At 46.7% G+C, this 21,797-nt stretch carries 23 protein-coding genes; 2 read left to right on the forward strand and 21 right to left on the reverse strand.

Going from position 1 to position 21,797, the window contains the following annotated elements; all coding sequences use genetic code 11:
* Positions 1-238: 238 nt before the first annotated feature.
* From HNR77_RS29390 to HNR77_RS29450, 13 genes are all read right to left on the reverse strand, one after another.
* Positions 239-694, reverse strand: a complete 456-nt coding sequence (locus HNR77_RS29390; RefSeq protein WP_184191536.1) for a GNAT family N-acetyltransferase — start codon at positions 692-694, stop codon at positions 239-241.
* A gap of 292 nt (positions 695-986) precedes the next feature.
* Positions 987-1,367: a hypothetical protein gene (locus HNR77_RS29395; RefSeq protein WP_184191538.1), complete on the reverse strand. Its 381-nt coding sequence runs from the start codon at positions 1,365-1,367 to the stop codon at positions 987-989.
* A 128-nt stretch (positions 1,368-1,495) separates the two neighbouring features.
* Positions 1,496-1,960, reverse strand: a complete 465-nt coding sequence (locus HNR77_RS29400) for a VOC family protein (protein ID WP_184191540.1) — start codon at positions 1,958-1,960, stop codon at positions 1,496-1,498.
* Positions 1,961-2,208: 248 nt separating this feature from the next.
* Positions 2,209-2,859: a hypothetical protein gene (locus HNR77_RS29405; protein WP_184191542.1), complete on the reverse strand. Its 651-nt coding sequence runs from the start codon at positions 2,857-2,859 to the stop codon at positions 2,209-2,211.
* A gap of 490 nt (positions 2,860-3,349) precedes the next feature.
* On the reverse strand, positions 3,350-3,817 hold the full coding sequence (locus HNR77_RS29410) for a hypothetical protein (protein WP_184191544.1): 468 nt from the start codon (positions 3,815-3,817) through the stop codon (positions 3,350-3,352).
* A gap of 208 nt (positions 3,818-4,025) precedes the next feature.
* Positions 4,026-4,205, reverse strand: coding sequence for a DUF2281 domain-containing protein (locus HNR77_RS29415; protein ID WP_184191546.1), 180 nt, complete (start codon positions 4,203-4,205; stop codon positions 4,026-4,028).
* Positions 4,206-4,532: 327 nt separating this feature from the next.
* The gene (locus tag HNR77_RS29420; RefSeq protein WP_184191548.1) at positions 4,533-5,270 is read right to left on the reverse strand and encodes a hypothetical protein; all 738 of its coding nucleotides are present in this window, start codon (positions 5,268-5,270) and stop codon (positions 4,533-4,535) included.
* Positions 5,271-5,709: 439 nt separating this feature from the next.
* Positions 5,710-6,807, reverse strand: a complete 1,098-nt coding sequence (locus HNR77_RS29425) for a Gfo/Idh/MocA family protein (protein ID WP_184191550.1) — start codon at positions 6,805-6,807, stop codon at positions 5,710-5,712.
* A 97-nt stretch (positions 6,808-6,904) separates the two neighbouring features.
* Complete coding sequence (locus HNR77_RS29430; protein ID WP_184191552.1) at positions 6,905-8,077, reverse strand: Gfo/Idh/MocA family protein; 1,173 nt, start codon at positions 8,075-8,077, stop codon at positions 6,905-6,907.
* The gene (locus HNR77_RS29435) at positions 8,074-8,994 is read right to left on the reverse strand and encodes a sugar phosphate isomerase/epimerase family protein (RefSeq protein ID WP_184191554.1); all 921 of its coding nucleotides are present in this window, start codon (positions 8,992-8,994) and stop codon (positions 8,074-8,076) included. Before HNR77_RS29435 ends, HNR77_RS29430 begins: the two co-directional genes overlap by 4 nt.
* 355 nt (positions 8,995-9,349) lie before the next feature.
* Positions 9,350-9,847, reverse strand: a complete 498-nt coding sequence (locus HNR77_RS29440; RefSeq protein ID WP_145402714.1) for a metallophosphoesterase family protein — start codon at positions 9,845-9,847, stop codon at positions 9,350-9,352.
* Positions 9,848-9,868: 21 nt separating this feature from the next.
* Positions 9,869-10,315: an Rrf2 family transcriptional regulator gene (locus HNR77_RS29445; protein WP_111271118.1), complete on the reverse strand. Its 447-nt coding sequence runs from the start codon at positions 10,313-10,315 to the stop codon at positions 9,869-9,871.
* A 42-nt stretch (positions 10,316-10,357) separates the two neighbouring features.
* The gene (locus HNR77_RS29450) at positions 10,358-10,735 is read right to left on the reverse strand and encodes a DivIVA domain-containing protein (RefSeq protein ID WP_110892945.1); all 378 of its coding nucleotides are present in this window, start codon (positions 10,733-10,735) and stop codon (positions 10,358-10,360) included.
* 199 nt (positions 10,736-10,934) lie between these two features.
* Between HNR77_RS29450 and HNR77_RS29455 the strand changes: the two genes are divergently transcribed.
* Positions 10,935-11,501, forward strand: a complete 567-nt coding sequence (locus tag HNR77_RS29455) for a TraR/DksA C4-type zinc finger protein (RefSeq protein WP_184191556.1) — start codon at positions 10,935-10,937, stop codon at positions 11,499-11,501.
* 19 nt (positions 11,502-11,520) lie between these two features.
* Here HNR77_RS29455 and HNR77_RS29460 read toward each other — a convergent pair whose 3' ends face one another.
* The 6 genes from HNR77_RS29460 to HNR77_RS29485 all read right to left on the reverse strand — a co-directional run bounded on the left by HNR77_RS29460 (position 11,521) and on the right by HNR77_RS29485 (position 17,130).
* The gene (locus HNR77_RS29460; RefSeq protein WP_221444049.1) at positions 11,521-11,694 is read right to left on the reverse strand and encodes a hypothetical protein; all 174 of its coding nucleotides are present in this window, start codon (positions 11,692-11,694) and stop codon (positions 11,521-11,523) included.
* Positions 11,695-11,839: 145 nt separating this feature from the next.
* Positions 11,840-12,589, reverse strand: coding sequence for an ArsR/SmtB family transcription factor (locus HNR77_RS29465; RefSeq protein WP_184191559.1), 750 nt, complete (start codon positions 12,587-12,589; stop codon positions 11,840-11,842).
* 89 nt (positions 12,590-12,678) lie between these two features.
* Positions 12,679-13,935 (reverse strand): MFS transporter, encoded by a 1,257-nt coding sequence (locus HNR77_RS29470; protein ID WP_184191561.1) that lies wholly within the window; start codon positions 13,933-13,935, stop codon positions 12,679-12,681.
* A gap of 414 nt (positions 13,936-14,349) precedes the next feature.
* Positions 14,350-15,369, reverse strand: a complete 1,020-nt coding sequence (locus HNR77_RS29475) for a Gfo/Idh/MocA family protein (protein WP_184191563.1) — start codon at positions 15,367-15,369, stop codon at positions 14,350-14,352.
* Between the two features lie 2 nt (positions 15,370-15,371).
* On the reverse strand, positions 15,372-15,746 hold the full coding sequence (locus tag HNR77_RS29480) for a replication termination protein (protein ID WP_184191565.1): 375 nt from the start codon (positions 15,744-15,746) through the stop codon (positions 15,372-15,374).
* Between the two features lie 199 nt (positions 15,747-15,945).
* Entirely contained in the window at positions 15,946-17,130 is a 1,185-nt protein-coding gene (locus HNR77_RS29485; RefSeq protein ID WP_184191567.1) for an acyltransferase, read from the reverse strand.
* An 87-nt stretch (positions 17,131-17,217) separates the two neighbouring features.
* Between HNR77_RS29485 and HNR77_RS29490 the strand changes: the two genes are divergently transcribed.
* On the forward strand, positions 17,218-17,595 hold the full coding sequence (locus HNR77_RS29490; RefSeq protein ID WP_184191569.1) for a YidH family protein: 378 nt from the start codon (positions 17,218-17,220) through the stop codon (positions 17,593-17,595).
* Between the two features lie 242 nt (positions 17,596-17,837).
* On the opposite strand, the gene HNR77_RS29495 is transcribed toward HNR77_RS29490, so the two are convergent.
* Together HNR77_RS29495 and hrpB are read right to left on the reverse strand one after the other, a co-directional pair.
* Positions 17,838-18,470, reverse strand: coding sequence for a general stress protein (locus HNR77_RS29495; protein WP_184191571.1), 633 nt, complete (start codon positions 18,468-18,470; stop codon positions 17,838-17,840).
* Positions 18,471-18,840: 370 nt separating this feature from the next.
* Positions 18,841-21,363 carry an ATP-dependent helicase HrpB gene (hrpB, locus tag HNR77_RS29500; RefSeq protein WP_184191573.1) on the reverse strand — a complete coding sequence of 841 codons (2,523 nt, stop codon included), beginning with the start codon at positions 21,361-21,363 and terminating at the stop codon, positions 18,841-18,843.
* Positions 21,364-21,797 lie beyond the last annotated feature (434 nt).

The raw sequence follows: 21,797 nt of genomic DNA on the forward strand, positions 1-21,797 counted from the left end.
CGAATGGCGACTGGTGATGCAACATGAACATTTTTTAAGTTCGGTGTTTCAGCAAAATAAATTTACATAAATTAGATATTCAACACGCGTGATATTTTTTATACGTTTTGTTAACGATCTCAGGCTATTTCATCTAATGTTCTCGTATTCACGACCCCCACTCGCTTAGGTAACTCCTATCTTAGCCAGTAAGGGTTGTCTGTTGAATTCACATCTTTTTTTGAACAAGCTATTGAGTTTATAATTTTTTTTCCATTACAACGCTCGTTTCTTTGTAGCCTAGCTTTTCATATAAGCTACGTGCTATTGAATTATGAGCAAAGACGTGAAGTCCTATACTCTTTATGCCTAATTCTCTGCCCACTTTTTCTATATCCTCCATCGCTTTCTTACCAAATCCACGTCCTCGGTAATCTTCCCTAATCCTTATATCGTAGATAAACCCCTTGCTGTTTGGTTTCAATGCCAACCAAATCATGCCAACCTCTTTGCCATCAAAACGAATTGTAAATAATTTATTATTAGGAGTTTTCTCGTCATCCGGCAAAAGTTGTTCGTATTGTTCTGTTGCCTTACTGATTGATTCCCGCTCACTCCAATTACCAGATTGAACGTTGCTTTCCGCATAGCTTTTAATTGCTGAATTTAGATACTCCTGGAATTCAGTAGAATTCATTAAATCTAATGTAATCATTTTTTTGTTCCTCTCTTGAAATATTTTACATTTAAATCAAAAGATCCTTATTTCCTTTGGCAAGATTGCCCTTAATTCAACGATGAATTTAAATAAGCTTTGTTTATTAAAATCTTGCTCCAATATCCTATAACGTTTCTGTATTATTCATGAACCCGAAAGGGTTGTCTGCTGAAATGCCTCCTTGAAATCCATCTCTCAGACCTAAATCTCAAAGAACCGCTGCTTGAATACTATGTTATATGAAGGATATTCCCTTCTTAAGTTGTATCTAACTAGCTGCTTCTGTATTCTAGATAGCAATGTACTCGCTCTCAGTAAGACTTATAAATTCAATATCAGCACAATAAAAATGGATGATCCCATTCTCGTAATCCTCGACTTCATATTTCATTGGGTAATAACCGTTTTCCTTTAAACCTTTAATATTAAAACCACTTATTTGAGTTAGTGCTCCTCCAGATTTAAAGTGTAAGGCTTCTACGTTCGAAAATCTTATAAGTAATTCATATGTTGTCTCATTTTCTTTGATTAAGAACGTTATATGCAGTATAGAAATATTCTCAAAATATTGGTCTTGAGTAATATGAAAATGAAAATCTGAAAGCCACTCGATTCTATGGATTGTAAAATTATTAATGATGGATTTTATGCTTTCTATGTTCCTAATCATCGTTGAGAGCGCTCCTAAAAACTCAATTTATGTGTCATACATATAACGTTCCTGTTTTCACAACTCAGCGTGTGCTGAGTATCCAGCGCCTGACAAGCCAAGGACGTATGTCCGCAGCCTGTATATTCTTAATTTCTTTCTTTCACAAGGTCTTCCCATTCTTCTATTGATAATTTATTGGATATATTCTTCAAGTTTTCAGGTACACTCACAAAACACATTAATTCTAAACTATTACCATCTGGATCATTGAAGTAGACTGAAGCATTTCCTTGGTTAGGTCTAACAAATGGATTTATGGAATCTCTCTTCCCAAATGGAACAGGCTCTATTTCAATCGTTTGAAGCCATTTCACACTTTCTCGAAGATCTTCATAACTCACTCGAAATGCGATATGCCTTAATGATGGATGATACGCTGTTTTATGCTCTTCGCCCTGCCATAGCCCCACCCAACTCTTTTCTTTTTCAATCCAGAAGAAAGCTGTATCTTCATCTCTCCAAGCCAGTTCTAATCCTAGCTTAGAGTAAAATTCAATGGATTGTTGTAAATTGCTCACGGGTAAATGTGCTTCATATAATCCAAGTATCATTTTTTTCTCCTTTCAATCTTGTAAGTTTCAGATAACGTTCTTGTATTCACGACGTCCAACTCCCTTAAGCCAGAAGGGCGGCCGCGATGCGGTTAGGGAGTTGGATGTGTCCGGCTGAATCCGCTTCCCTGCAACTGCAATTGCCTCCCCGAATCGAATTCAACTTTTGCCAGACCAAGGACACATGCCCGCATCGTGAATCTCGTGTTGTAGAATGTTCCGGCCTTCCTGAGTTACTGGATACTCAATTAATCAAAAAGAAAATACATATGAATCTCTTCTATGACATCACTCTCATTAACAATAAATTCTGCGAAGAATCCAAGATCACCTTGAAAGTATTCATATATCTTTAAATTTGGTTTGTTCTCAATCGTCTTCAGGTTTTCATATTTAATATTTGAATATGCATTCTTCAATTTTTCTAAATGATCCCCAACTTTTATCCCTTCAGATGTTTCATATTCATTCTGATCTAATATAATTTCTGAAAGCCATAGGCTGCTTTTTTCCATTCCCAGAAACTTTAATGTTAATCCACTATAATAGAGATGCTTAGAATACATACCACTAAAGGTATCTGCTCCATCACCGAGCTGCTTAACTTGAGAAGCTTCGTCAGGCTCCCCTAGTATATGCACTACAGACTTTTCATCATCTCTCAGTTGAACAAGGGATTGTTTATATTTTATTGAATAATATTTATCTTCTTTAATATTTCCTAATTCAGGAGTGGAAACTGGCGGATCAGTTGATACAACTTCTTCTGTAGAATCTGATTCTGAATTTGCAATTGTCGTTGGGGGTTCTATCGAAGGATCTGTAGCAGTAATGGAATCAGAACAACCAACAATGAGAAGTAAAATAACACATATAATTATTGGACTTATAATTTTCATTGAATATCTCCTTTTTTTGAATTTGCCGGAATTTCCTATAACGTTGTTGTATTCACGAACCCTCACTGCCTTAAGTGACCGGAGGGAACGGCCGCGACGCGGTTTGGCAGTGTAGGGTGTCAGGCTGAATATGCTACTCTGCTACTGAAATCTCTACTTTGATGAAGCTTCTCCCTACTTTGGCCGGACCAAGGAGCGATAGCGACGCAGCGTGAATACGATGTTCTAGGATGTCGTTGGCTTCTAAGATATACTCCTAAGAATCATTTAAAATTTATCCTAAGTATTGTAAGATTCGATTGTTGATCGAGAATAAAATCAAATATCACATCTTGTAGCAATGTCATTATCTTGACCATTATTATTGATAGATTGTGAAGTCTATCTCCAAGTTCTTTAGTTTTCTCTTGTTTCTCGATTATACTGATTAACTGATTCAATTGAATTTCTTCTGCAAAGGTATAGTCCCTAAACAAATAATGATCGCTTGTCAAAGTGAATTCTGTTCTAAAGTCTTCAACAATAATTCATTTAATATCTTCTTTACGGACTTTGCATCGTTCCTTTTTTGGAAGTTATTATAATGAAATACCTTATTTCGTGATTCATTAATAAAATCCTTCAGGTATTTGTAATCTGGATCATTTGTTATTAGTTCGATAAATTCATCATATTTCTTTTTGAAGTTTTTAATTGATACGAGCCTCTCAGCAATGTTACTTTTCAAACTGCTTTCAACTAAATCTACAGATTCTTTTAATAATCCAAGACTGATCTTAAACAAGAAAAATGTATAGTTAGGCATTTCCTTAGAGTCACTTGAGTGTAAAATAAGCTTGTGCGTTTTTATTAAATCTTGAAGAGCAATTGCGGAGGATGTAATCCACAGATCATATTCTGAATTAGGATTAATAAAGTTTTCAAGTTTGAACTTGTGTTCAATTTTTTTATACTTCATTGATTCCGACTATTTCTTAAAACGTTCCTGTATTCATTAACCCCAAGGGGTTGCTTCATTTGTTCTTACAAAAAAAGAACATCAAGCCAATTTTACACTTGATGCTCTTCTATCCACTGTTGTACATTCCCTTCTGTGAATTCACCTTCTGCGGTCTTCAACCCCAATTCAACTAGTTCTTCTTACTCGTACTTTACAGAAATCTCATTTAAACGTTTTTCGATAATTCCCTAAGTGCCTCAATATTCTCGTTTATAATATCGTCCATGAGCGAATCCATTTGCTTATTACTACGATTCTTCAGGAATTCAACAAAATCAATCACTTCAATTTTCTTGTCATCAGGCAATGTCAAAAAGTCTTGAATAAGTTTCTCTTCAATACTCACTCTGCATATCTCCTACACTTCTTTGTTTTTATTATACACTAAAGTTTGAGTGGACTTAACATCCGTTTCCAATGATTGTTAACTTTTGAGGCTATTTCATCTAACGTTCCTGTATTCATGAACCCCGAAGGGGTTGTCTGCTGAAATCCCTCTCTGAACTCCACTAGCAGACCAAGGCTACGAAGGAGCCGCAGCTTGAATATTTTGTTATAAGATGTTGGGGGCCTTCCTAGAGATTATCTTCAAATCATTTCTTATTCGCTCTTTTTTTCTTATACGGTGGAACTCACATAAAATACAAATATTATAATAAGATGAAACGAACATTCAACTATCACCGTTACTCGCAGCTCTGATTTCCTTTTTAAGTTTCTTTAGTAAAGCATCAATCTTTGTAACAATCACTCCACTAGAAATAGCTTCCCAAGCACTACGTTTTTCAGCTTCTATTTGTGTAATAAGTACAGCCAACTCTGCTTCTTTCTGAAGTATTCGTTTATCAAACATTCTAGCGGCAGTATTTACCTTTTTCGAAGTTTCTAACTCCGAAATTAGTCCAATCAAATCATATCTCAGGCTCCCCCATATTTCCAAATATTCTTCTCTAAAATAGAGTAAATCTACCAATAGAGTTTCATCAACTATCAAGTCCACATTACTAAACAACTGCTGATTCCAATCAGACACCAGATGTTTACCCTTAACCATATCTTCTTGAAGTTCTGTAAATTGATTAAATCCAGATGAGTAATTCTCCATAACACGCCTGATCTTATCTAACTCGATTTTTATGGCATGAAGTGTCGGAAGTTGCTCTAATAATCGTTTATTATGGTCAACTTTCTTTTGCTGATCGATTTGATATTTTGTTACTAACAGGGCAACAATCCCTCCGATTATACCACCTGAATAGTTTCCAAAGAAGCTCAACCAAAGCTCAGTATTTCCTGCTGTAACCCTGGGTATTGCTGGTATCAGGACTAATATATTAACAAAAACTGGTCCTGATACAAATGCAATTAATATCCATTTGTATTGTTTTATGAATTCCACTAATTTATTCATTTTCATTTCCCCTCACAATGCTCACAATTAGACATAATCAGATCACCATTAAATGTTTTTCATTTTGTACCTATTGGAGTGTCACATTTCCAATATAGATGTTTTATGCAGTATTAAAGCAAAAACAGATTCTATCAGTTATAATAAATGATTATTTATCAGATTTTAAGCGTTAGCTTTGTATGTACATGTCTAGCCCCCAATTTCATATAACATCAGATCTACGACCTTCGTATATCCCTCTCATTTCTACCTCATATCCCAACTACATCTAATATAACCCAACTTGTTCCATCTGCGAAGTCACAAATGCACAAAAAGCAGCCCTCACACTGCGGCGTTTGTTAGAACGAGCTAACAAGTGTAGCCACAGATATATTGGGACTGCTTTCCTCATCTAGACGATCTGCCTTACAACTGAATTAAAACACCTAAAACCTTACTTCCCACCCACACTCCATACGACGCGCTCGCTCATCGCTTTATGCTGGGCGATCAGGCAGAGCTCTGCCGCTTTGAATGCGTGCTCCTGCGTCATCGCCGTCTCGGTGCGATCCAGACAGTCGCGGATGAGCTGACCGAAGAACGGGTAGCCGACTTTACCTTTGACATTGTATCTGAATTCACCCTCATGGTTAACCAGGTACACCTGATCTCCTTCCGACTCGCGGGCGATATCGATGTACTTTCGCAGCTCGATGTAACCGTCTGTGCCTAGAATTACGGTGCGTCCGTCGCCCCATGTGCCGAGGCCATCTGGGGTAAACCAGTCTACACGGAAGTAGCCGGAAGCCCCGTTATCACCGATCAGGGAAGCTTCACCGAAATCCTCCAGCTCCGGAAACTGTGGATGATTGAAATTGTTAACCCGACTGAAGGCTACCTGTGCATCACTGCATGAAGCAAAGGTCAGGAACTGCTCAATCTGGTGACTGCCAATGTCACAGAGAATACCACCATACTGCTCATGGTTGAAGAACCAATCTGGTCGTCCTCCGGCATTCAAGCGGTGAGGCCCTGTGCCCATGACCTGAACTACCTTGCCGATCGCACCCTGTTCGATCAGCTGCCCTGCATAGATGGCACTTTCCACATGCAGGCGTTCACTGTAATACACCATGTATTTCTTGCCTGTGCGTTTCACTTCTTCACGTGCCAGTTCTAATTGCTCCATCGTTGTGAACGGGGCTTTGTCCGTAAAATAATCCTTACCCGCTGCCATCACTCTCATGCCGAGTGGCGCACGATCTGACGTAATAGCGGCGCTTGCTACCAGCAGCACCTCATCATCCGCGAGCACTTCTGCTTCCGATGCCGCAATCTGTGCCTGCGGGAATTGCTTGCGGAATGCCTCCACCTTGGCCGGGTCCGGGTCATATACCCATTTGAGCGTCGCCCCGGCGTCCAGCAAACCGCCAACCATGCCATAGATATGTCCATGATCCAAAGCAACTGCCGCGATGGTGAACTCCCCCGGTACGCATACAACCTCTTTAGTCACACTTTTTGGTGCGTAGAACATTCCGTCTTTCGCCATATCAACCCATCCTCTTTTCCAATTATATTTAAATGCTCTCCTCGTTACCCTGCATCGGAGTGTTCCGTGTAAATCTCTACTTCAACTTATCTACATCTCATTTAAACGTCTGGCTCAGATCAGCAGGCTGACCGCCTGCATATGCTTTGTCTTTCTTCGTTGTTGAATTGGCAATACGGTCCTGCAGATGCTCGTAGAACAGGTCTTCATCGATCGGCAGATTCACCCAGTTGTCCGTCCAGGTGGATAGCAGCATAGCGTTGGATAACGTCAAACCGTGAATCCCGTCCTGCCCGGGAGCAATCAGCGGTGCACCTGTACGAATCACATCGACCCAGTTGCGGATCAGACCCGGATGTCCCGTTTCGATGCCCGTAATCGGCACATCACATTTCCAGCATTCCGGCTGTCCGAAGCCACCCGTAAAACGCTTGTTGAACTCCGGCTCTGATTCGCGCAGCCGCCAGAAGGTGAGCTGTCCGTCTTCAATGACGATTTTTCCGCGGTCACCGTTTACCTCAAAGCGGTTCGTTCCTGGCGCTTCACCCGTGGTGGTTACAAATACGCCGGTTGCTCCATTTTCATATTCCACATACGCAGTCACATCATCTTCTACTTCAATGTTCCGATATTTGCCGAAGGAGCAGAAGGCACGCATACGTATAGGCATCATGCCAATGGTCCACTGCCACAGGTCCAGCTGGTGCGGGTCCTGATTAATCAGCACGCCGCCTCCCTCGCCTGCCCATGTTGCACGCCAGCCGCCGGAATCATAGTAGCTCTGAGAGCGATACCAGTTCGTAATAATCCAGTTGGTACGCCGTACTTCTCCTAGCTCGCCAGATGCAATCAGGTCACGCAGCTTGATGTACAGCGGATTCGTCCGCTGATTGTACATGATGGAGAACACTTTGCCGCTTGCCGCAGCCGCCTCGTTCATCTCTCGCACCTGTTTGGTATATACACCCGCTGGCTTCTCAATCATGACATGCAGGCCATGCCGGAATGCCTGGATCGCTTGTTCAGGATGATCATAATGGGGTGTAGCAATAATAACGGCATCAATTGTGCCCGAAGCCATCATCTGCTCTGCATCCTGCCAGTACGTGACCGTAGACGGAAGATTACTTGTTACCCAGCTTTCCATCTCTTTTCTCACATCACATACAGCTGCCAGCTCAGCACCCGGAACTTCTCCAGCCGCCAGGGTTCTGGCATGTGACGCACCCATATTTCCAATACCAATGATCGCTACTCGAACCATACTCATGCTTGCTCCTCCTCGTTTATACGACGCTCGATTGCAGCAAATACATCTGCAAAATGCTGTAACATCACTTTGGACTGCAAAACTCCGCTAAAATCTTCAATCCCGTAATAACCGTCATATCCCATTGCTCTCAGATCACGCACCATCTGCACCCAATCCACCATGCCTTCCGTTAGCGGAGCCCAATGACATTGCCAGGATGTGCTCAAAGGCAAATCATAACCAGAGCTTGGGCTTGATGCCGCCTGATCCCGAGTATCTCCGGCTTCTTTCACATACCATCCGGCATTTTTCACATGCACATGAGCGAGATAAGGTCCAAGCAGTTCAAGTCCCATACGGTGGTTCTCATACCCTTCATGCACCATATTGCCTGGATCGTAGAGCACCCCGACGTGCTCCGGGTCAAGAGATTGCACAAGTCGGTGAGCCAGAGAAGCTGTGGGTGCAATCGTCTGATGGTGTGTTTCTACAACCGCTTTGATGCTGTACTGTTTCGCCATATCCTGTACTTCGTTCAAATAACGAACGGCCTTCGCATACAGCTCAGGATAAGCCGTTGTCCGATCATAACCGGGAACACCTACACGCATCATCGAAGCGCCGAGTTTGGATGCAGCCTGGAATGCTTGCTCTGCTGCCGGCAAGTCTCCACAGCTCAGATAAGGCACGAGTGCAATGGATTGTCTTCCATGTACCGCAGCCGTTTCTCGAAAAGCTGGCACCTGCTCCTGCCACCTGTCCGGGTCGATGGAACAGCGGTTGTTCCTCCAGTAGGAAGGCTGTTCGGACAGCGCATCCTCTGGTATGCCGCGAAATCTCCACTCAATACCCTCGATGCCCGCCGCCGCGGCGGCTGAAGCCAGTTCCGCTGCATTCAGATCAGGAACTGCAACGGTGAATACGGACAGTTTCATAACCATGAACCCTCCCATGTAAACGCATTCATTTCATGTCATAAACGCATTGTATCACTCTCTCGCACACCACCATAGAGCATAAAGCAAACAGATGAATGTCAGATAACAATCCGCACATATTCCCCATCCAGAGATAACGTTTCATATTACATCCGATTACAAAATAATAAAAGCAAGCTCTTCCGAGTCGTCAAATAATAAAATAAACATCTCCGATTCAAAACAAAAAAGCACTTCCGGATCAGAAATTACTTCTGTTCAGAAATGCCATATTACTATCTATGCTGGGACAGCTTGTCCATTAGAGTGCCAATGCTTGTACCAGTACTATTTCTATTTCAATACAATCGTTCTAATCCCGGTCAAAAAACACATGCTCAGCCTGCAGCTTCCCTTCTTCTACCGTCATGATGCCAAAAGAAAAGCGCTTCTGGAATCGGCGGTCTGTCGGTGAGCCCGGATTAAATACAAGCACGTCATCCACCGTATGCATCACCGGAATATGAGAATGTCCATAGATCACCGCATCCAGCTGTTCGCCTGCAAAGGTTTGGATCGCATTCTGTTCTGTGCCCTTTGATCCGCGGTGACCATGCACTAGTCCAAGCCGCAGCCCCTCCACTTCGACAATTCGGGAGAAGCCAAGCTTCTCTCCGATCTCGGAAGGGTCGGTATTGCCAGCCACACCTTCAACCGGAGCATAACCGCTAAGCAGTTCATACACACTCCAGTCTGACCAGTCACCCGCATGCAGAATCAGATCTGCACCTGTCAAAGCGTCTGCAAGTGGTGCCGGTAAAGTTCGTGCCTTTTTGGGCAGATGTGTATCAGAGATGACTATGATTTTCATGTGTCAACCGCCTTCCCTTCGTTAGGCTTTCTGCTCTGTCTCTAATTGTGTTGTCTCCATCTGCTGTGAGCAGGAACGTTCCATATCCTCAAGTGTAATCGATGCAAAAAACTGCTCTACCTTCGACTCGGCAATGCGATACAGGTTCGTCAGCAGGCTATCCATCTGGATGCCTACCTCACAGTTCGGGTTGCAATTTCCATGGATCGGGAACAAGGGACCCTCGTCTTTGGCAGCCTGATAGATCATATCCAATGTGATCTCACTGGAAGGCTTCGCCAGATAAAAGCCTCTGGTGCCTGGTGAGGAATTGACCAATCCTGCCTTCTTGAGTCCCCCCAGAATCCGTCTGACTACGACAGGATTCGTATTCACGCTGCCCGCAATATCTGCGGACGTTATTCGTTCAGGCGCGCTGAGAGACAGTAACAACAAACAATGCACACTGACCGAAAAATGAGTACTCATGATTAACCACCTTTATTTAATATAATCCTGGATACATCAGCTTTATTCCGTAAACAGATCCTGCTCAGGACGTGCTCTGGCCTTGAGCTGCCGCACCGTATATTCCAGTTGCTTAACGATATCATCCAGTTGTTTGCGATCAATCTTGTTCGGATCATTCACCGGTTTGACCGAGTTCTTCAGATCGCGGATCGTGAGCTGCTGTTCCTGCCATTTATCCATCAAATCGGCGATGTTGGCATAAAAGCGCTCATAGTCTTTAATGACCAGATCGAGATATGCATCCACCTCATCCGGGTCATACCCACGAAGTTTATAATTAAACTGCTTCTCATGAATAGATAAAGCATCCAGCTGTACACCCAGTTGTTTGAACAATTGTCTTTGTTTGTCCAATCTTCGTTTCATATGTTCATCCATCTTGACAACCCTCCATTGTAGCCGAGCAGCGGTTCTCTGCACTGAGCACAGAACTCACGGCAATATCTCTCTCTATTTTTTATAACACATAATTCATCAGATATAAAACGAAACCATGTTTCCATTGCAAAATGATTGCTTCTCCCGCTTTTCGGGTAAGAAGTCTCTACAACCCCAAGCGGGAAAGGAGCATGTGCTTATGAGTACATTAACCCAGGATCAACGTCAGGAATTGGAACAGGCGCTGCTCGAGCAGCGTGAAGATTTGCAGCGACATTTCGAATCCAGCATGGAGGATGGTGCTCCCGCCGAATCGCTCAAGGATTCTACCGGTGAACTGTCCTCTTATGATAATCACCCTGCCGATGCAGGTACAGAAACCTTTGAACGCAGCCGTGATCTCGCCATTGATGATACCTTGACAGATGAGTTTAATCAGGTGAATGATGCCCTTGAACGCATGGAAGAGGGAACCTATGGCACATGTGTCACATGCGGGAAAGAGATTCTTTTTGAACGGCTGCAAGCCATCCCGTATACTGCCTATTGTATTGATCATACCCCAAACCGCGACGTAAGCAATGACCGCCCTGTTGAGGAGGAGGTTATGACCATGCCGCCGAGCGGAGCTGGAGAAGTGAGACAGCGCAATGCAGGTAAGTTTGACAACGCAGAGGCCTGGGAGGCGGTCGAGGAATATGGTACATCCAATTCACCTGCCATGGCCGCCAAACGGGATGTGCAGGATTACGACGAGAACATGTAAAGGTAAATCAAATGCTGATTCAATCCTTGCCGTCACGTACTAATACTAAAAAGCCGCCAATGGCGGCTTTTCTGCTGTCATGTCCCTGTCTGTGCCTGCTTAACCTTCGCTTGCGCAGCGTGTGCTGTTCTGAGTGCCCTTCCCTTGCAGCTACACTTACACTCCACTTCATGACTGCACTTCTTGACTTCATTTTGACTTCATATGCTCTTCTCAGCTTCACCTGCTCCTGCCCTGGCTCTCCTTACTTTCTCTACTGCCGTTCAGTTTGCCCTGAGCCGTGCAGTCACCGGAGCATTCCATGGCTGGAACCTTTTGATCAGCTCATACAAGCAGGCTTAATCCTCAGACTGACCTTCAGGTGACTGCTTAGCCTTCCGTTTAGCAGGACGTTTGGAGGTTTTATCGGTGGGCGAAGTATGCAGGGCTTCTGATGTAACGGATGCCGCAGAGGCAGATGAATTTTTCGGTTCTCCCGTCTTTTTCTTCCTGGTCCCAGTCTCATTAGCCTGAGCTTCCAACGGAATTTCCCTGGAAAGTGCCGTAAACAGCTGAAAAACATGCTGGTCAGCATTCTTTTCATTTTTGTTCAGATAGGGCTTGCACAGTTCCACAATATTCTGGTATAACGCCTCAACCTCTTCCCCCGTTGCGTACAGTGTCATGTCGGAAATAAAACGTTTCTCCTTCTTCTCTCCCTGCTCTGCTTGCTTCATAAAGCGAAAACGACTCTGCTCGAACATCTCGTTCAGCAGCTTTAATGTCTCTGAGCGAAAAACCTGCTTGAGCGGTGAATTCTCATGCTCTTCGTCCTCATGACGCAGGTGAATCTCACCTGAGAAGGGTTCGTAATATTTGGCGATAATACCGTTAATCTCACGAGTGGACACCATGGTTAGAAGACCGATCTTCTCCAGCTTCTTCACATGATAGTGAACCTTGGCGGGCACCTCTCCCATCAGATCAGCGATTTCCTTCACCGTGGAGGGTCTCCCCTGCCTGTTAAACATATTCATAATCTGTATCCGGTACGGATCAGAGTATATTTTGATCTCTTCAATCGTTGAAAGCACTTTGTGCTGCTGCATGCCTGGTTCCTCATTTCCGGGGTACGTGCCTGCCCTTCGTTCTCTCTATTATACCTTTCAGTCAGGACCCCGGTCAAAACCGGATACACTTACATCTCTTGGCGAAAACTTTTGTTCGTCAGCAGTATAAGCGCAGACAACCCAAGCAGGACACCGAACACAATAAACAGCACAGGCATTGAAAACCAGTCCGCAAGCACACCCGAAAGCAGACTGCCTAGTGGGGAAACACTTAACACCAGCATGCTTTGCAAAGCTGATACTCTTCCAAGCATATCGGAAGGAGTAACCTCCATCAGGTATGAAGCCAGCGGAGTTGTCGCCAGCGGAATACCCAAGCCCATCAGCAGACAGAAGAAACCTGCAACCGGGAGCTGAAACGCCGTCATATAAGCGGGAACTGCTGTCATTGCATAACCAAAACCAGACATTACGATGCCAGTGATGATCAGCACACTTTTACGATAACGGGCTCCCCAATGGGACATCCACAGACCTCCAATGACAATTCCCCCGACTAACAGCCCGCTAAGCAAACTTAACCCCCAGGCATCCGCGTGCAGCGTCTCCATCACATACGGCGTACGAAGCACATTAAAGGGCATCAGGCAGAAGTTCACCAAGGCAAACAGAATAGAGCTGACCAGTAACAAGGCATGTTTACGTAGAAAATGAAAAGCATCCGCCATCTCGGCTATCAAACTTCTGGCGGCAGAAGATACACCACGAGCGGGCATGCCTTCGGGATAATGTACACGGCTCATAAGTAAAGCACTGAAGGCAAAAAGCGCAGCATCGATCCAGATCGTGCATGCAATGCCAACGGTTGCAATGCATGCACCTGCTGCAGCGAGACCCGCTAGCTCAGCCAGCCTGGTGGCGGATGTGGTCATCGCGTTACCTGACAACAGCATGGACGGTGGAAGCAAGCGGGGAACACTGGACACCTCGGCAGGTGACGAAAAACATTCCAGCAAGGAATTCAGAATGGTGAACAAAAATAAATGCCAGACCTCAAGCTGACCAAGAGCAAATAAGAGAGCTGTCAAGCCCACCATTACACCGCGTCCGGTATTGGTCATTACGATTACTTTTTTTGGGGACAAGCGATCCACTAGCGCACCAGCGAACAGGCCAAATACAATATTCGGCAAAAAATTAACAGCCAGCAGGGAGCCCATCAGCACCTTCGAGCCTGTCAACACGTACACCATCCAGCTGTATGCAATCGAATCTATGGAATCACCAAAACGGGATACCATTTTGCTCATCATAAACTGCATATATGGCCTGATTCGAATGAGTTCCCCTAGTCCTTGTTTGCCAACCACTGTGCTGCCGTTCATCTGCCCCACTCCTCAACGTAAAAATATTTTTAATGTTAATATTATTTTAACGTAGTTTTCGCAAAAATCAATACCGACGTTAAAATATTTTTAACGTTATATTTAACGACTTTTTAAACGATGCGTTCTCACGATAGATTAGAATGATCATTGGACAGGTGGAGTGTTGATTGAAGTGGTCATATGACAGATACATTTTTAATTCATTACGTGCAGAGATAATCCGACAGGTAAAGCAATTGTTCATCAACTCAGCTTGCAAACAAAAGCACCCCAGTGTTCAGGTTGGTTGCAAGCAAAAAAGACTCTCATCCGCATGGATGGAGCCTTCTATTCTTGATTCATTTTTACAGCCTCGGTAAATGGTTATTAGTCAGCTGCTGCACTGCATACCAGCACTTCTGCTTCAGGAGCCTACTCCACCGGACTCTGATCCACCAGCACGCGCTGACGCGTTCGGGCCGATTCCAGACAAGCATCGATCACACGCATATTCAGAATGGTGTTGCTCGGACTAAACGGTAAAGGCTTGCCCTCCAGCGCCGCCTCGGCAAAAATCTCTACCTGCAGCACATAGGAGTTTGAGACGGAAACCCGCTCCTCCCGGCTTACCGAATCCGTATGGATGATAATCTGCGGTGGAATATCACTGTTCTCCCAGCCGAACACCTTAGGCAGCTCAATTCGGCCTTCCGTGCCGAGAATCTCCATTTCAGCCCGGCCGGACGCCCACATGCCGCAATCAAAGGTCAGCGCTACCGAATTCGGAAACTCGATCAGTCCTGAAGCCATCATATCAACGCCATCATGCTCTTCCGAGAACAAGGCATGAACGGTAACGGCTTCAGGCTCGTCTCCCAGATACATGCGGGCAGCAGAGATCGGATATACGCCGAGGTCAAAAATAGAGCCGCCGCCCATATGTTTTTTGAAGCGTACATTCTCCTTATCATCCGCGGTATTACACGTAAAGTTGCCATGTATCGCTCTAACCGCTCCAATCTCGCCACTCTCGATAATCTCCTGTACACGTCTGTGCTTCGGGTGATAACGATACATGATCGCCTCGGCAAACAAAACACCATGACGTTCACATGCCTCGATCATCTCGGCAGATTGCTGCGCATTCAGCGCTGCGGGCTTTTCACACAGGACATGTTTTCCCGCCTCGGCAGCTTTGATCGTCCATTCTCTGTGCAGATGATTCGGCAAAGGAATATAGACAGCCTGGATATCCGGATCAGCCAGAAGCTCCTCGTAACTGCCATAGGCTCTAACAATGTCCATCTCTTCAGCTATAGCTTCCGCTTTTTCCTTCGAGCGGCTGGCAATCGCCAGCACTTCACCACATTCGGACTGCTGAATCGCTGGAATAATTGCTTTTTTGGCAATCGTAGAAGTTCCGAGTACACCCCATTGCAGAGGTCTGTTCATGCTCATCGCCCTTTCGTACCGTAGTTATCCGCTTCCGCCTTGTGTAAAATGCCAAGACAACGATCCAGATCGGCTTTGACCTGTTTTTTGTATAACTCGGCTTTCGCCGCACCTTCATCCGTGAAGTGATAGAGCACGATCTCCTGAAAATCCACCTTCGGATCATTGCCCTTTAATTTTTTGGTTCGATAAAAGATCCCCTGCTGTACCAGCTCATGCAAGGCCCGATATATCTCGCTCTGCGGCGGTACATATCCGTAATCCTTGAATTCCTGCTTCATCGCCTCCAGCATCTCGTAGCCGTATCCTCTGTGCTGCTCGACCATCGTAATGAGATAAACCTTGATAAATGCACGCTGTGCAATCATAAAAGCCATGAGCTTTCCCTCCTGTCAGAACCTGTCTATCTTTCATTATAAAACATATGTTCTGATCCTGCCATCTTGATCCTGATCTCACCTTTATGACAAACGCCTGAGTAGAGCAAGCAGGATCAAGGTGGGGAAAGCAATCGTGAGGTGAGAACTCAACGAAATTTATCTTTCATTATTGTGAATTTTTCATGTAATGATATATTCACTTCGATAACAATGAATCCGTTGTTCCTTGGGTTTGCGGGCGCTTGGTCGGCACCGCACCCACGATCCATTTTCCCCATTTCAGACGAGAGATCAGCCAGGTCAGCCCACAAGAAACTGCAAGTGCAGTGAGCCATGTGATAATCATACGAACAATCGGATTCCATCCCCAAGCCACGTAAAACCATTCATCTGGAATGTAGCTATAACGAAGCACCAGCATATGCATCAGATAACCGCCATAGGACATGCCGCCAATCCATGCGAGCCAGTGCAGCACCATTGGCTGCTGAAGCTTTACGGCTAACTGGTACAGCACCAGGATTGAAGCGAGCAGAAACAGGATCATACCCGGCCTGATCAGGCTGACGGTGTAGAAGCTGATCTGAAGGCCATCGGGCTTCTGAAACTCCAGCATTAATAGATAAATAAACCGCAGACCCAGTACAATAAACACCAGCCAGGATACCCAGCGAAGACGATGAACCCATTTTCTCCAGTTCTGGACAGACAATCCCGCTGCGGCCCCAAGCACGAAATAAAAGAAAAAATAAATAAAATTACGGTCGGCATAGGTTGTAAAAGCATCGGTCAGCACCGGAATCTGCAGCGGCTCCATCCAGCGAGCAATGGTACTCAATTGATCAGCCAGTATCAGATAAAAGATGCCTGAGATCAACAGGGCAATCATACGCCCCTTTGCTTGATAACGCTGATATATGTACCGAATGCTGCGCAGAAACAAAGGGAAAAACACATAGATCTGGATCAGCATGATGATGTACCAGAAATGTGAGGCCGTTTTGCCCGTCACGACCTTCAGTCCAAGATCAGAAAGCTCCTGCCAGCCAAAGCCCGTCCAGCTTCGCGGGGTAAGTATAAAATAAATGAGCGTCCACACTACGTAGGGCAAAATCACGTCCATTACTCTTTTGCGCATAAACTGGCTGTAGTTCAGCTGCTTCCCTGTGTTGTAGAACAACACCATCCCGGTTATAAATATAAACAGCGGTACAGCAAACTTGGCCAGCATCAGCAGCACTGCCATCACTACACCGTCCTGAAGTCCTGTTTGCGGAACGAGTGAATAATGAGCAATGGAATGCTGGAGTACAACAGCAGCAAAGGCCATTCCCCTTAATGTTTCTATTTCGATAATCCGTTCTTTGCGAGGCAAAATCATCAGCCTTTCCTTATATTTTTTTGTTCATGCTTGCCATGTAAACAAACCATTTCAGTTACTATTTTTGATTGGAGGTACCGGATACCCATGTCAGACAGATCATTCAATAGTTCTGATTCCAAATATGTACAGCAGCATCTGGCAAATGAACGCACATTCCTCGCTTGGGTGCGCACAGGCATTGCCATGGCGGGCATCGGTTTTCTCGCTGCCGGTTTTGGCTTCCATTCAAACGCCTATGATCAGCTGGCACACCTTGCTGCGGTTATCACCGGCATCACGTCTCTTCTTGGCGGCATCTCCATTATTCTGTTCTCGGCGGCAGCCTATCACCGGAAACGAGCACAGATTAATGAGCAGTCCTTTCGAGCCACAACCGGGCTCATCACCTTTCTTGGCATCATTCTGCTTGTGATTGGCATCGCGCTTGCAGTACTGCTCTATGTATTGTTATTCCCTGTTTGATCAGGAAAAACAAGGTCCTGAAGTAGAACAGGGCCATCGACCTGGGATACAGCTTGAGCTGCCAGCAGGATGGATACAGGAACAAGTTTAGTTTCTGTATAAGAAAGGGGCAAGGTTCTGTATAAGGGAGAAAAACCGACCTCCTCAGCGGAGACCGGCTGCTGTGCTTTGTATAACCTGTATGCATGATTTTTTGCAGTTTTTCACAAAACCAGTTTGAAATGAGCACAGACTCGCTCCCTTTACAAGAAGGTATTGTTGCCATAACGCGCGGCTTTGGTCTGTGCTTCCATCCGGCGCTCTTCCATATCAAGATCTGATCGAACATTATTTCTTTCATCCAGATCCGATCGGACTGCATTGACATCTTCACCGTGCACGGCATCTCTGCTCAGATGTCCCGGGCTGCCCAGGTTAAACACATCGTATACAGCGCTGTCCCGATCGGTCGAGTCTACCAGCAGCAGAATTTTACCGTTCTGCACATATTCTTCATATTGTTTAGCATCCTCTTCCGGAATCCCGAGTCCGACAAGTCCGCCCACCAGTCCTCCGGCTCCTGCCCCTACAGCAGCGCCTGTGAAGGTTGCTGCAATAGGTCCTGCCGCCAGAATTGGACCAATGCCCGGGATCGCCAGGGCGCCAATACCTACGAGCAGACCCGCCACACCGCCAAGCAAACCGCCGGTTGCTGCCCCCGCAGCTACACCCTCCGGTGCTTTTGTGCCTGTCTCCTCACGAATGGCTTTCAGCTCATCCCGATCCTGTGTAACGACGGATATTTCATCGGATGCAAATCCTTCCGCCTTCAAGCTTTCAATAGCCTCGGACGCTTCACGTTCTGTATTAAACACACCTACGATTTTCTTCTGCATATTGAATACCTCCTCATTGGTTTGAGTGGTTCGCTATGTTATTACCCGTCATATCTTATTTCAAACGTTCGAAGGATGATGATCGTGTTCGTATGAATATGAATCTATGAAAGCTGGACTACACATCTTTACAAGGAGCACTCTGATGACAGAACAATCTTTCCATATTCAGATCAAAAGAATACATACCCTTATGACCGGGTTAGTACAAGAGCAAAAAGTGGATAAATATGTTGGACATTTTAGATAATGATCGCCATTGAGCATCATTGCCATTTCGTTGTTCAGCTGGCCAATTGCACCTTGGTGAACGTCTGAATTTATGCACCGGCCTGGCTTTTCAAAGAGTTTTATATCTTTTAAGTTAACTTCAGGTTGTTCTCGGTTTTGCCCGATTCGTTGCTGTCGCCTCAAGAGGATCATCCGGCCAATAATGCTTCGGGTATCGACCCTTCAGGTCTTTTTTCACCTCAAAGTAGGTTTCGCGCCAGAAATTCGCCAAATCTCGTGTCACCTGAACAGGTCGCTCTGCAGGTGATAACAGATGTAGTGTTATCGGCACGCGTCCGCCTCCGATTCGCGGGGTCTCCTGCTGACCAAACATCTCCTGCAAACGCACTGCCAGCACCGGGTCATCCGGATTACTGTAATCCACCGGGATCCGAGAGCCGCTTGGAACCTGTATATGGGTTGGCGCCTCCTCATCCAGCTGCTGGCGCAGGGTCCAGCTGAGCCCGCCCAGCAGTACATCATGCATCGAAAGCCGCTTGAGATCTGCCGCGGAGCGCATGCCCGTCAGATAGGGTGTTAGCTGTTCGGCAAGTTCATCCGTCAGATGGTCCTCGATCAGATCAGGCCACTCTGGCAGGTGCTTATGCAGAAAACGCATGCGGTCCGCAAGTTGGCGGGATGTTTTGCTCCAAGGCAGAATACCCAGCCCTTCCAGTCGTATTCCTGTTAACAGTGCCTCCAGCACCTGCTCTTCCGGCGGCTGTGCAGCTGGACTTTCCTTGATAATCAGCGCGCCAATACGCTGCCTTTTATGTGCCCGCACGCTTCGCGTAGTGCGGTCCCATGCCACCTGCACCTCCTCGTGCAGCAGGTGCTGCGCGGCACGCAGCACCGTCTGCTCCTGCAATGGCGCAGCCAGCAGGATGCGCGCATCTGCGCCCTGGTCGTCTGCCTCGGCTGCGACCAGATAAGCGGAACGGCTCAGCGATTCTGTCGCGCCGAGCCGTACCCCGCGGCCGCTGCTCAGCAGATAGCGGCCGTCCTCCCGGCGCTGCGCGATCCGGTCCGGGTACGCGAAGGACAGCAGCAGCCCGCAGCTGTCCTCATCCGGCTGCACCGGATCGGCCGCCGGGCCGCCGAGCGCCGAGCGCAGCTGGCGGCTCTCCTGCCGCATGCGGCGCACGGCAGCGCCGTCTGCGCCAGCCGCATGCGGCATAGCGCTGCTGCCTGCGGCCAGCAGCGCTTCCACGCGCGGGCGGAGGTCCACGCCCGCGCCGCCAGCACTTGCGCTGCCGCTGCGGAGGCCTGACGGCTCCTGCAGCAGCGCCGCCAGCGTGCTGGCGTAGCTGGCCAGCCCAAGCTCCGCCGCGCGGAGCAGCATGCTGGCCAGCCGCGGATGAACACCAAGTGTGTTCATCCGCCGCCCAAGGGGCGTGATGCGGCCTGCGTCATCCAGGCCGCCCAGCTGGCGCAGCAGCGCCTGTGCCTGCGCGTAGGCCGCGTCAGGCGGGATGTCCAGCCAGCTCAGCTCGGCTGGAGACTGGACACCCCAATCGGCAAGCTCCAGCGCCAGCGGCGCAAGGTCCGCGGAGGCGATTTCCGGGCGTGCTGCATCAGGCAGCGCCCCATGAGTCTCCTCGCTCCACAGCCGGTAACACACCCCCGGGGCAATCCGCCCCGCACGTCCGCGCCGCTGGTCGGCGGACGCTTTACTCACCGGCAGTGTGACAAGCCGGCTCATGCCCGTTCTGGCCGAGAACGATGATGCCCGGCTCTGCCCCGCATCCACAACCACTTTCACACCTGGAATCGTAAGGCTTGATTCCGCAATGGAAGTAGACAGAACCACCTTGCGCCAGCCTTCGGCAGCGGCACGTATTGCCTCATCCTGCTTCTCGGCAGCCATACTGCCATACAGCGTATGTACATTCACCTGAGCGGGGAGTGAAGCCTGCATCAGCTCCCGTTCCGTACGATGTATCTCTCTGGCTCCAGGCAGAAATACCAGAATATCTCCCTGCTCCTCCGTCAATGCCCGAATAATGGTGCGTGCAGTCCAGCTCTCCAGTTCAGCGGCAGCCGGTTTGGGCACATATCTCGTTTCCACCGGAAATGTTCGTCCGGCACAATGCACTATACGTGTGCCTTCCCCCAGCAGACTACTGACCGGAGCCGGGTCCAGCGTAGCCGACATCACAAGCAGCTTCAGATCCGGGCGCAGCATGGCCCGGGATTGCAGTGCAAGAGCAAGCCCCAGATCACCGTGCAGATGCCGCTCATGGAATTCGTCGAAAATAATCATGGCGGTATCCTCCAGCCCCTGATCCTGCTGCAGCATGCGCGTGAGCACACCTTCGGTCACGACTTCAACGCGAGTGGCTGAACTAACCCGTGTATCCATCCGCACACGGTATCCAACAGTCTGCCCTGTCTTTTCACCCAAGACTGCTGCCATTCTTGACGCAGCTGAGCGAGCGGCGAGCCTGCGCGGCTCCAGCATCACAATTTTTTTGCCCTCAAGCCAAGGCTGTTCCAGCATAGCCAGCGGCACAATCGTTGTTTTCCCTGCTCCAGGCTCGGCAATGAGAACAGCTGTATCCTGCTCTCGGAAGCATTGCTGCAATTCTGGAATAATCGCTTGTATCGGTAAATCAGTGTACATGTCATCGCTCCTATTGGATGTCTTACCACTTCAACTTCTTCTATCACTTATCTATTCTTTTTCACTAATATTCTTTTTCACTATTTCAAGATTGTTTTTCACACGTTCAATAATCGTTTCCATCACTTCACATTGGTTTCTCTAAGTCCAAAATTTATTTAGTTTCCCTAAGTCCACTTCAACGTTGATTTTCTTAAATTCAAGTATCCCATACTTATTCCCCTAGGTTCAAAATCCAGTCGTTAGCATTATAACAAAAAACCAGCTAATGTTTGTCAAGCTTTATTGTCTTGGCTGGACTACAAGAAACTGATATAATTTTCTCTGTACCCCAAATAGCCTCCATTGGCGTGGAGGTTATTTGGATAATTATGGGTATTAATGTGTATAGGGCTCGCCCTTTTTCAAGATGGCGTATACGTGATGGAGAAGCT

This window comes from Paenibacillus sp. JGP012, from assembly GCF_014203995.1.
Classification (GTDB): Bacteria; Bacillota; Bacilli; order Paenibacillales; family Paenibacillaceae; genus Paenibacillus; species Paenibacillus silvae.

What these genes read in the sequence shown, in the direction of transcription:
- HNR77_RS29465 (WP_184191559.1), bottom strand. Translation starts at nt 12,589, where the DNA reads ATGCAGCAGCACAAAGTGCTTTCAACGATTGAAGAGATCAAAATATAC.
- HNR77_RS29470 (WP_184191561.1), bottom strand. Translation starts at nt 13,935, where the DNA reads ATGAACGGCAGCACAGTGGTTGGCAAACAAGGACTAGGGGAACTCATT.
- HNR77_RS29435 (WP_184191554.1), bottom strand. Translation starts at nt 8,994, where the DNA reads ATGAAACTGTCCGTATTCACCGTTGCAGTTCCTGATCTGAATGCAGCG.
- HNR77_RS29480 (WP_184191565.1), bottom strand. Translation starts at nt 15,746, where the DNA reads ATGGCTTTTATGATTGCACAGCGTGCATTTATCAAGGTTTATCTCATT.
- HNR77_RS29485 (WP_184191567.1), bottom strand. Translation starts at nt 17,130, where the DNA reads ATGATTTTGCCTCGCAAAGAACGGATTATCGAAATAGAAACATTAAGG.
- HNR77_RS29490 (WP_184191569.1), top strand. Translation starts at nt 17,218, where the DNA reads ATGTCAGACAGATCATTCAATAGTTCTGATTCCAAATATGTACAGCAG.
- HNR77_RS29475 (WP_184191563.1), bottom strand. Translation starts at nt 15,369, where the DNA reads ATGAACAGACCTCTGCAATGGGGTGTACTCGGAACTTCTACGATTGCC.
- hrpB (WP_184191573.1), bottom strand. Translation starts at nt 21,363, where the DNA reads ATGTACACTGATTTACCGATACAAGCGATTATTCCAGAATTGCAGCAA.
- HNR77_RS29450 (WP_110892945.1), bottom strand. Translation starts at nt 10,735, where the DNA reads ATGGATGAACATATGAAACGAAGATTGGACAAACAAAGACAATTGTTC.
- HNR77_RS29460 (WP_221444049.1), bottom strand. Translation starts at nt 11,694, where the DNA reads ATGAAGTCAAGAAGTGCAGTCATGAAGTGGAGTGTAAGTGTAGCTGCA.
- HNR77_RS29445 (WP_111271118.1), bottom strand. Translation starts at nt 10,315, where the DNA reads ATGAGTACTCATTTTTCGGTCAGTGTGCATTGTTTGTTGTTACTGTCT.
- HNR77_RS29400 (WP_184191540.1), bottom strand. Translation starts at nt 1,960, where the DNA reads ATGATACTTGGATTATATGAAGCACATTTACCCGTGAGCAATTTACAA.
- HNR77_RS29395 (WP_184191538.1), bottom strand. Translation starts at nt 1,367, where the DNA reads ATGATTAGGAACATAGAAAGCATAAAATCCATCATTAATAATTTTACA.
- HNR77_RS29405 (WP_184191542.1), bottom strand. Translation starts at nt 2,859, where the DNA reads ATGAAAATTATAAGTCCAATAATTATATGTGTTATTTTACTTCTCATT.
- HNR77_RS29440 (WP_145402714.1), bottom strand. Translation starts at nt 9,847, where the DNA reads ATGAAAATCATAGTCATCTCTGATACACATCTGCCCAAAAAGGCACGA.
- HNR77_RS29390 (WP_184191536.1), bottom strand. Translation starts at nt 694, where the DNA reads ATGATTACATTAGATTTAATGAATTCTACTGAATTCCAGGAGTATCTA.
- HNR77_RS29495 (WP_184191571.1), bottom strand. Translation starts at nt 18,470, where the DNA reads ATGCAGAAGAAAATCGTAGGTGTGTTTAATACAGAACGTGAAGCGTCC.
- HNR77_RS29430 (WP_184191552.1), bottom strand. Translation starts at nt 8,077, where the DNA reads ATGAGTATGGTTCGAGTAGCGATCATTGGTATTGGAAATATGGGTGCG.
- HNR77_RS29455 (WP_184191556.1), top strand. Translation starts at nt 10,935, where the DNA reads ATGAGTACATTAACCCAGGATCAACGTCAGGAATTGGAACAGGCGCTG.
- HNR77_RS29410 (WP_184191544.1), bottom strand. Translation starts at nt 3,817, where the DNA reads ATGAAGTATAAAAAAATTGAACACAAGTTCAAACTTGAAAACTTTATT.
- HNR77_RS29420 (WP_184191548.1), bottom strand. Translation starts at nt 5,270, where the DNA reads ATGAATAAATTAGTGGAATTCATAAAACAATACAAATGGATATTAATT.
- HNR77_RS29425 (WP_184191550.1), bottom strand. Translation starts at nt 6,807, where the DNA reads ATGGCGAAAGACGGAATGTTCTACGCACCAAAAAGTGTGACTAAAGAG.